The sequence below is a fragment of the Ideonella sp. P3_A4 genome (genome assembly GCF_056403075.1).
The window spans coordinates 1-7,515 of record NZ_JBFUGE010000296.1 but is presented as its reverse complement, the minus strand read 5'-3'; the positions used below and the strand labels follow the sequence as shown (position 1 = coordinate 7,515).

Below are 7,515 nucleotides of genomic sequence, written 5' to 3'. Positions count from 1 at the left end.
GTGGTACTGGGCCAGGAAGGTGGCCAGCTTCAAGCGGGATGCGCCGGGCTTGAGCTGCCGCGCCAGCGTGGCGCCGCGCTCGGCCCAGCCGGCCAGCAGCGGGTGCGTCTGATCCCGCAGCAAGATGCCCACGCCGCAGGCCAGCACCCGCGCTTCCAACTCCTGCGAGGCCCAGCCTTGACGGTCGGGCAGGCGACGGGCCAACTCGGCGATCCAGCCGTCCAGCGGCTCCAGCGAGCCCTCGTCGACGTAGTAGCTCTCGATGATCGCGGCCAGGCACAGCAACTCGCCCAGCCGGTCCTGCTGCGTGGTGAAGGTGGCGAATGCGGCTTCCAGCAGCGCGCGGGCCTCGGCCACGTCGAGCGCCGCGTCGACCCGCGTCGCCCAGTAGGTGGCCCATGGCGCCTCGGCTGCACGGGCTGCTGTGGGCGGTGGCAGGCGCAGCTGTGGCCACAGCGCGGGTTGGGCCAGCAGGCTCAGGCACGAAGCCGCCAATTCCTGCTCGGTGGGGGCGGGGGCCATGCGGGTGAATGGAGCCGGGGCGGAGCCCGGTGGTTGGGCGACGGGCCAGTGTGCGGGGCTGCTCGAACCCCTGTCAACGCGGCGCACCGCTAAAATGGCCGGTTCCCCCCCGTCGACGACAACGCTGCCCGGCCACTTTCTGCGCCCGAGGTGGCGGCACAGGAGATTTCATGGCCGGTCATTCCAAATGGGCCAACATCCAGCACCGCAAAGGCCGCCAAGACGAAAAGCGCGGCAAGGCCTGGACCCGCGTGATCCGCGAAATCATGGTCGCGGCGCGGTTGGGTGGTGGTGACGCATCAGCCAACCCGCGGCTGCGGCTGGCGATTGAAAAGGCCAAGGCGGTCAACTTGCCGGTCGACACCGTCAAGCGCAACATCGACAAGGCCACCGGCAACCTCGAAGGCGTCAACTACGAGGAAATCCGCTACGAGGGCTACGGCATCGGCGGCGCGGCGATCATCGTCGACTGCATGACCGACAACCGTGTGCGCACCGTGGCCGAAGTGCGCCACGCCTTCAGCAAGTACGGCGGCAACCTGGGCACCGAAGGCTCGGTGGCCTTCCAGTTCAAGCACTGCGGCCAGCTGATCTTTGCCCCTGGCACCTCGGAAGACAAGGTGATGGAGGTCGCGCTCGAAGCCGGCGCCGAAGACGTGATTGCCGATGACGACGGCGCGATCGAGGTGCTGACGCCGCCGGCCGATTTCGAAGCGGTGAAGAACGCGCTCGAAGCCGCTGGCCTGAAGCCCGAGATCGCCGAAGTCACGATGCGCGCCGAGAACAGCATTGCACTGGCCGGCGAAGACGCCGCCCGGATGCAGAAGCTGCTCGACATCATCGAAGACCTGGACGACGTGCAAGACGTTTATCACAACGCCGAGATCGAAGAACAATCATGAACGTCTTGGTGATCGGCGGCGGTGGCCGTGAGCACGCGCTGGCCTGGAAGCTGGCCGCGAGCGAGAAGGTGCAGCATGTCTTCGTGGCGCCCGGCAACGGTGGCACCGCGCTGGACAAGCGGCTGACCAACGTCGCGATCACCGACCCGGAGAAGCTCGCCGACTTTGCGGTCGCCGAGAAGGTGGGCCTGACTGTCGTCGGCCCCGAGGCGCCGCTGTCGCAGGGCGTGGTCGACATCTTCCGCGCCCGCGGCCTGCGCATCTTCGGCCCGACCAAGGCGGCGGCGCAGCTGGAAAGCTCGAAGGCTTTCGCGAAGGACTTCATGAAGCGCCACGGCATCCCGACCGGCGCCTACGAGACCTTCAGCGACCCGGCCAAGGCGCACGCCTACATCGACCAACTCGGTGCGCCGATCGTCGTCAAGGCCGACGGCCTGGCGGCCGGCAAGGGCGTGGTCGTCGCGATGACGATCGAAGAGGCGCACGAAGCCGTGCGCTTCATGCTCGAAGACAACACGCTCGGCGTCGTCCACAACGCGGGCGGCGCGCGGGTCGTCATCGAAGAATTCCTGCAGGGCGAAGAAGCCAGCTTCATCGTGCTGTGCGACGGCAGGAACGTGTTACCGCTGGCCACGAGCCAGGACCACAAACGCGTCGGCGATGGTGACACCGGCCCGAACACTGGCGGCATGGGCGCTTACTCGCCCGCACCGGTGGTCACGCCCAACGTACACGCGCGTGCGATGCACGAGATCATCCTGCCGACGATCGCTGGCATGGCGAAAGACGGCATCCTGTTCACCGGTTTTCTCTACGCCGGCTTGATGATCGATGCGAACGGCCAGCCGAAGACGCTGGAGTTCAACACCCGCATGGGTGACCCCGAGACGCAGCCGATCATGATGCGGCTGAAGAGCGACCTGGTCGACGTGATGGCCCACGCCTGCGACGGCACGCTGGACCAGGTCGAGCTGCACTGGGATCGTCGCTTTGCGCTGGGCGTGGTGATGGCCGCTGCCGGCTACCCGGCGAACCCACGCAAGGGTGACGCGATCAGCGGCCTGCCGGCCGACCCGGCGGGTGTCGAAGATGCGATGGTCTTCCACGCCGGCACCACGCAGCAGGACAAGCACCTCGTCACCAGCGGCGGTCGCGTGTTGTGCGTGACGGCGCTGGGCGACTCGGCCCGCGCCGCGCAACACCGCGCCTACGAGGTGCTGCAGGCGATTCACTTCGATGGTGCGATCTCCCGTTCCGACATCGGCCACCGTGCCATCAAACGCTGACTCCAGCGCCGACCCGACCGCCAGCCCGCAGATCGTCACGACCCGGCTGCCGGCCGCGCGCGGCAGCCGTCTGGCCCGGGCTCTGTTGCGCCTGGCTGGCTGGCAGCTGGTGTACGACGGCCTGCCGGCGCGCCAAGGCATCATCATTGCCTACCCGCACACGTCGAACTGGGACTTCATCGTCGGCGTGCTGGCCAAATGGTCGCTGGGCATTCACTTCGCCTTCTGGGGCAAGGACAGCCTGTTCCGCATCCCGCTGTTCGGCGCCTGGCTGCGCTGGTTGGGCGGCATCCCGATCGATCGCTTCAACGCCAGCGGCATCGTCAGTGACATGGTGCTGCGCTTCCAGCAGGCCCGAGCCCGCGACGAGTTTCTCTGGCTGGCGCTGGCGCCCGAAGGCACGCGCAAGCTGCAGCCGTATTGGCGCAGCGGCTTCTATCAGGTCGCGGTGCAGGCCGGCGTCCCGCTCGGCCTGGCCTTCTTCGACTTTGCGCGCAAGCGCATCGGCGTCGAGCGCTTCATGCTGCTGAGCGGCAACCGCGAGGCCGACCTCGCGGCGATTGCCCAGGCCTACAAAAACGCGTCCGGCAAGCGTCCCGAACTGGCCGGGCCGATCGTATTCAAGGGGTGATGCGTATGAGTTTCGACACCACCGTTGCACGCACCTATTTCCTTGGTCTCCAAGAGCGCATCGTCGGCACGTTGGCCGCGTTGGATGGTCGGCCTTTTCTGACTGACGCGTGGACCCGCCCGCCCGGTGAACGCCTGCAGGGAGATGGCATCTCGCGCCTGGTCGAAGAGGGCAACTTGTTCGAGCGCGGTGGCTGCAACTTCAGCCACGTGCAGGGCCAGGCGATGCCGGCCTCGGCCACCGCACACCGCCCGGCGCTGGCGGGCGCGCCGTTCGAGGCGATGGGTGTGTCGCTGGTGCTGCACCCGCGCAACCCGCACGTGCCGACGGTGCACCTGAACGTGCGGCTGTTTGCAGCCACGCCGAAGGACGCCGAGCCGGTCGTCTGGTTCGGTGGCGGCATGGACCTGACGCCCTACTACGGCGTCGAGGCTGACGCGGTGCACTTTCACCGCAGTTGCCGTACCGCACTCGCGCCCTTCGGTGACGAGTTCCACCCGCGCTTCAAGCGTTGGTGCGACGAGTACTTCTTCCTGAAGCACCGCAACGAGCCGCGTGGCATCGGTGGCATCTTCTTCGACGACTTCAACGAGCTCGGCATCGAGCGCAGCTTCGCGCTGACGCAAAGCGTGGGCGACGCGTTTCTCGGCGCCTACGTGCCGATCGTCGAACGCCGGCGCGATACGCCGTACACCGAACGTGAGCGCGACTTCCAGGCCTACCGGCGTGGGCGTTATGTCGAGTTCAACCTGGTCTTTGACCGCGGCACCTTGTTCGGCCTGCAGTCCGGCGGCCGCACCGAGGCGATCCTGATGTCGATGCCGCCGATCGTGCGCTGGCGCTACGCGTGGCAGCCGGAAGCCGGCACACCCGAAGCCAAGCTGTACTCAGACTTCCTGCGCCCCCGCGAGTGGGCTGACGAGAGCCCTGCGTGACCCTTCGCATCGGCTTGTACGGCGGCAGCTTCGACCCGCCGCATCTGGCGCACCTGGCACTGGCCCGCGTGGCACGCGATACATTGGCGCTGGACGAGCTGCGCTGGCAGCCTGCCGGCCAGCCGTGGCAGAAGCCGGGCCGCCTGGTGGCCAGCCCTGAGCAGCGCGAGGCGATGCTGCATCTGCTGGTCGAAGGCGAAGCGGGTTTCGTCGTCGACACCTGCGAGCTGCATCGCCAAGGCCCTAGCTACACCGTCGACACGGTGCGCCAAGTGGCGGCCGAGCAACGAGGTGCGGCGCTGTTTCTCGTCATCGGCGCCGACCAGTTTGCGCGGCTGGACACCTGGAAAGAGGCTGGCGAGATCGTCCGCCTGGCCACGCTGGCTGTCGCCGCGCGCGAGGGCCAGGCCGTCCAACCGCCCGCCGCCTGGGCCGGCCCGCCGCTCGCCTGGCGGGATCTGCCCTTGCCCCGCATCGACATCTCGGCCACCGAAGTGCGCCGTCGCGCCGCCGCCGGCGAGCCCGTTTCCCCGCTGGTGGGCGAGGCGGTCGCAGGCTATATTGATCAACAGCAGCTTTACCGGGCAGCCCCCGGACACTGAATGGACATCCGCAAACTGCAACGCGCCATCGTCGATGGCCTCGAAGACGTGAAGGCCCAGCACATCGTGGTCTTCAACACCGAGCACCTGTCGCCGCTTTTCGAGCGTGTGATCGTGGCCTCGGGCACCAGCAACCGCCAGACCAAGGCCCTCGCCGCCAGCGTGCGCGACGCGGTCAAGTCCAGCGGGCAGCAGGTGCTGCGCACCGAGGGCGAAGACAACGGCGAGTGGATCATCGTCGACTGCGGTGCCGCGGTGGCGCACATCATGCAGCCGGCGATCCGCGACTACTACCGCCTCGAGGAAATCTGGGGCGGCAAGCCGGTCAAGCTGAAGCTGGCCGACGAGAAGGTCTCGCTGCCCAAGGCGTCGGAAAGCGACGACGAGGATGAGCCCGCACCGGCGAAGAAGAAGCCGGCGGCGAAGAAGGCCCCGGCCAAGTCAGCCAAGTCGGCACACCCCGCACCGACCGAGAAATCGGCTGCCGGCCGCGCCGCACTCGGCAAGGCCGCGCCGAAGCGCAAGAGCGCGGGTGATGCACCGGTGGCGGTGAAGAAGCCGGCGGCTGCGCGCAAGGTCAGCAGTGGCACGGTCGGTGCTGCCGCGAAGAAGGCACCGGCTCGCAAGGCTGCGGCACCGATGCCGGTGGTCAAGAAGGCGCCGGCCAGGAAAGCCGCACCGGTCAAGGCCGCTGCCAAGAAGGCGGCGCCGGCGAAGAAGGCACCGGCCAAGAAGGCCGCGCCGCGCAAGACCTCGGCACGCTGAAGCCGCCGGCCCCGCGCCCATGCGCCTGCTGATCGCGGCGGTCGGCCAGCGCCAGCCCGCCTGGGCCGACACCGCCTACGACGACTTCGCCAAGCGCTTCCCGCCGGAGATGCGGCTGGAGCTGAAGGCTGTGAAGGCCGAGCCGCGCAGTGGCGGCAAGACCGCCGCTCAGCTGATGGCTGCCGAAGCGCAGCGCCTGGAGGCGGTGGCGCCCAAGGGTGCGCGGCGTGTGCTGCTCGACGAGCGCGGCACGCGGCTGACGACCGTGCAGCTGGCCGAGCGCATGAACGCCTGGCGCAGCGAGGGCCGCGACGTGGTCTTCTTCATCGGTGGCCCAGACGGGCTCGACCCGGCGTTGAAGACCACCGCTGACGAAAGCCTGCGCCTGTCCGACCTGACCCTGCCGCACGCCTTTGTGCGCGTGCTGCTGGCCGAAGCGCTTTACCGCGCCTGGTCGCTGGCCATCGGCCACCCTTACCACCGCGAATGAACTCTCCAGCCCCTCACCGCGATGCGCGCGATGCGGCGATCGACAGCCTGCGCGGTATCGCGATCACGCTCGTCCTGTTGCTGCACTTTGCGCTGGCCTTCGGCGTGTCCGACAGCGTGATCGGCGACCTCTTCGGCCGCCCATTCACCAAAGCACTGGTGATCAGCGGCAACTACGGCGTCACCGTGTTCTTCGTGGTCTCGGGCTTCTTGATCACCAGCGGGCTGCTGGCGCGCCATGGCGAGCTGTCGCGGCTGAGCCTGAAGCAGTTCTATGTCGCCCGCTCCGGCCGCATCCTGCCGCCCTTGCTGCTGGCGCTCGCGATCATCGTGCCGCTGGGCCTGGCGGGCCTGCCGTTCTTCGACAACAGCGATGGCGACGCGGCCCGCTCCGCGAGCTTCTGGTGGCCGGCAGTCGGCTCGGTGCTGACCTTCTGGCACAACCAGCTGATGCAGAGCGCGGGCTACTTCAACTACTGCCTGAACGTCTACTGGTCGCTGTCGGTCGAAGAGGTGTTCTACCTCGTCTTCCCTCTGCTGTGTCTGCTGCTGCGGCGCGAGGCCTTGATCGCCATGGCCTGCCTGCTGCTGGTCGCGCTGGGGCCGGTCTTCCGCGCCCAGCATAGCGACAACGAAGTGGCCTACCTCTACGCCTACCCGGCCTGCTTCGACGCGATCGCCTTCGGCTGCCTGTGCACGCTGGTGTGCCGCCGCTGGACCCTGCCGGTGCGAACGGCGCGGCTGTTGGCGCCTGTGGCAGCGGCCCTGATGGCCACGGTCTACTTCATCGGCTTCGATGAGCATCGCGTGTTCGGTTTCACGGCGATGGCGCTGTCGGCGGCACTGTTCATCTGGGCCACGCGCACGCCTGTACCGGTGTTCGGTGCGAACCTGCGTCGCGCGTTGGTGTTGGCGACCACGCCGCTGCGCTGGCTCGGCCGCCACAGCTACGAGCTGTACCTGTTCCACGTCATCGTGCTGGCCGGGATGCGGCAGTTCGTTAGTCGAGAGTCGCTGCATCACGACCATCGCGCGCCGCTGCTGCTGGCCTTCGTGCTGACCAGTGCGCTGCTGGCGGCACTCATCTCGAAGCACTTCGCCGAACCGATCAACCGCCGCTGGCGCCTGCGCTGGCAAGCGTGACCATGGCCACCCACGACTTCATCTACCTCGCTTCCCAAAGCCCGCGCCGGCGCCAGCTGCTGAGCCAGATCGGCGTGCGGCACGAGCTGCTGCTGGCCGACGATGATGAGGACGCCGAAGCACTGGAGGCCACGCGTGCCGGCGAGTTGCCGCGCGTCTATGTCGAGCGGGTCACGCGCGCCAAGCTGGGCGCAGCGCGCGAGCGGCTCAAGCGCCGCGGTTTGCCGCCGGCGCCCATCC

Annotated in this window: 10 protein-coding genes; 9 read left to right on the top strand and 1 reads right to left on the bottom strand. The window is 68.1% G+C overall.

What is annotated here, in order from left to right; genetic code table 11:
• The coding region (locus AC1DYI_RS21855) for a hypothetical protein (protein ID WP_477206238.1) at positions 1 to 522 on the bottom strand (522 nt) is incomplete at its 3' end.
• A gap of 170 nt (positions 523 to 692) precedes the next feature.
• On the opposite strand from AC1DYI_RS21855, the gene AC1DYI_RS21850 reads away from it, so the two are divergent.
• From AC1DYI_RS21850 to AC1DYI_RS21810, 9 genes are all read left to right on the top strand, one after another.
• On the top strand, positions 693 to 1,424 hold the full coding sequence (locus tag AC1DYI_RS21850; protein WP_477206237.1) for a YebC/PmpR family DNA-binding transcriptional regulator: 732 nt from the start codon (positions 693 to 695) through the stop codon (positions 1,422 to 1,424).
• Complete coding sequence (gene purD / locus AC1DYI_RS21845; protein ID WP_477206236.1) at positions 1,421 to 2,710, top strand: phosphoribosylamine--glycine ligase; 1,290 nt, start codon at positions 1,421 to 1,423, stop codon at positions 2,708 to 2,710. Before AC1DYI_RS21850 ends, purD begins: the two co-directional genes overlap by 4 nt.
• Positions 2,694 to 3,341, top strand: coding sequence for a 1-acyl-sn-glycerol-3-phosphate acyltransferase (locus AC1DYI_RS21840; protein ID WP_477206235.1), 648 nt, complete (start codon positions 2,694 to 2,696; stop codon positions 3,339 to 3,341). The genes purD and AC1DYI_RS21840 overlap by 17 nt, the downstream gene beginning before the upstream one ends.
• A gap of 5 nt (positions 3,342 to 3,346) precedes the next feature.
• Positions 3,347 to 4,276 carry an oxygen-dependent coproporphyrinogen oxidase gene (gene hemF / locus AC1DYI_RS21835; protein ID WP_477206234.1) on the top strand — a complete coding sequence of 310 codons (930 nt, stop codon included), beginning with the start codon at positions 3,347 to 3,349 and terminating at the stop codon, positions 4,274 to 4,276.
• Positions 4,273 to 4,878, top strand: coding sequence for a nicotinate-nucleotide adenylyltransferase (gene nadD, locus AC1DYI_RS21830; protein ID WP_477206233.1), 606 nt, complete (start codon positions 4,273 to 4,275; stop codon positions 4,876 to 4,878). Before hemF ends, nadD begins: the two co-directional genes overlap by 4 nt.
• The gene (rsfS, locus tag AC1DYI_RS21825; protein WP_477206232.1) at positions 4,879 to 5,643 is read left to right on the top strand and encodes a ribosome silencing factor; all 765 of its coding nucleotides are present in this window, start codon (positions 4,879 to 4,881) and stop codon (positions 5,641 to 5,643) included.
• A 19-nt stretch (positions 5,644 to 5,662) separates the two neighbouring features.
• The gene (rlmH, locus tag AC1DYI_RS21820) at positions 5,663 to 6,133 is read left to right on the top strand and encodes a 23S rRNA (pseudouridine(1915)-N(3))-methyltransferase RlmH (protein WP_477206231.1); all 471 of its coding nucleotides are present in this window, start codon (positions 5,663 to 5,665) and stop codon (positions 6,131 to 6,133) included.
• Positions 6,130 to 7,275, top strand: coding sequence for an acyltransferase family protein (locus AC1DYI_RS21815; RefSeq protein ID WP_477206230.1), 1,146 nt, complete (start codon positions 6,130 to 6,132; stop codon positions 7,273 to 7,275). The genes rlmH and AC1DYI_RS21815 overlap by 4 nt, the downstream gene beginning before the upstream one ends.
• A gap of 2 nt (positions 7,276 to 7,277) precedes the next feature.
• On the top strand, positions 7,278 to 7,515 hold a 238-nt coding region (locus tag AC1DYI_RS21810), incomplete at its 3' end, for a Maf family protein (RefSeq protein ID WP_477206229.1).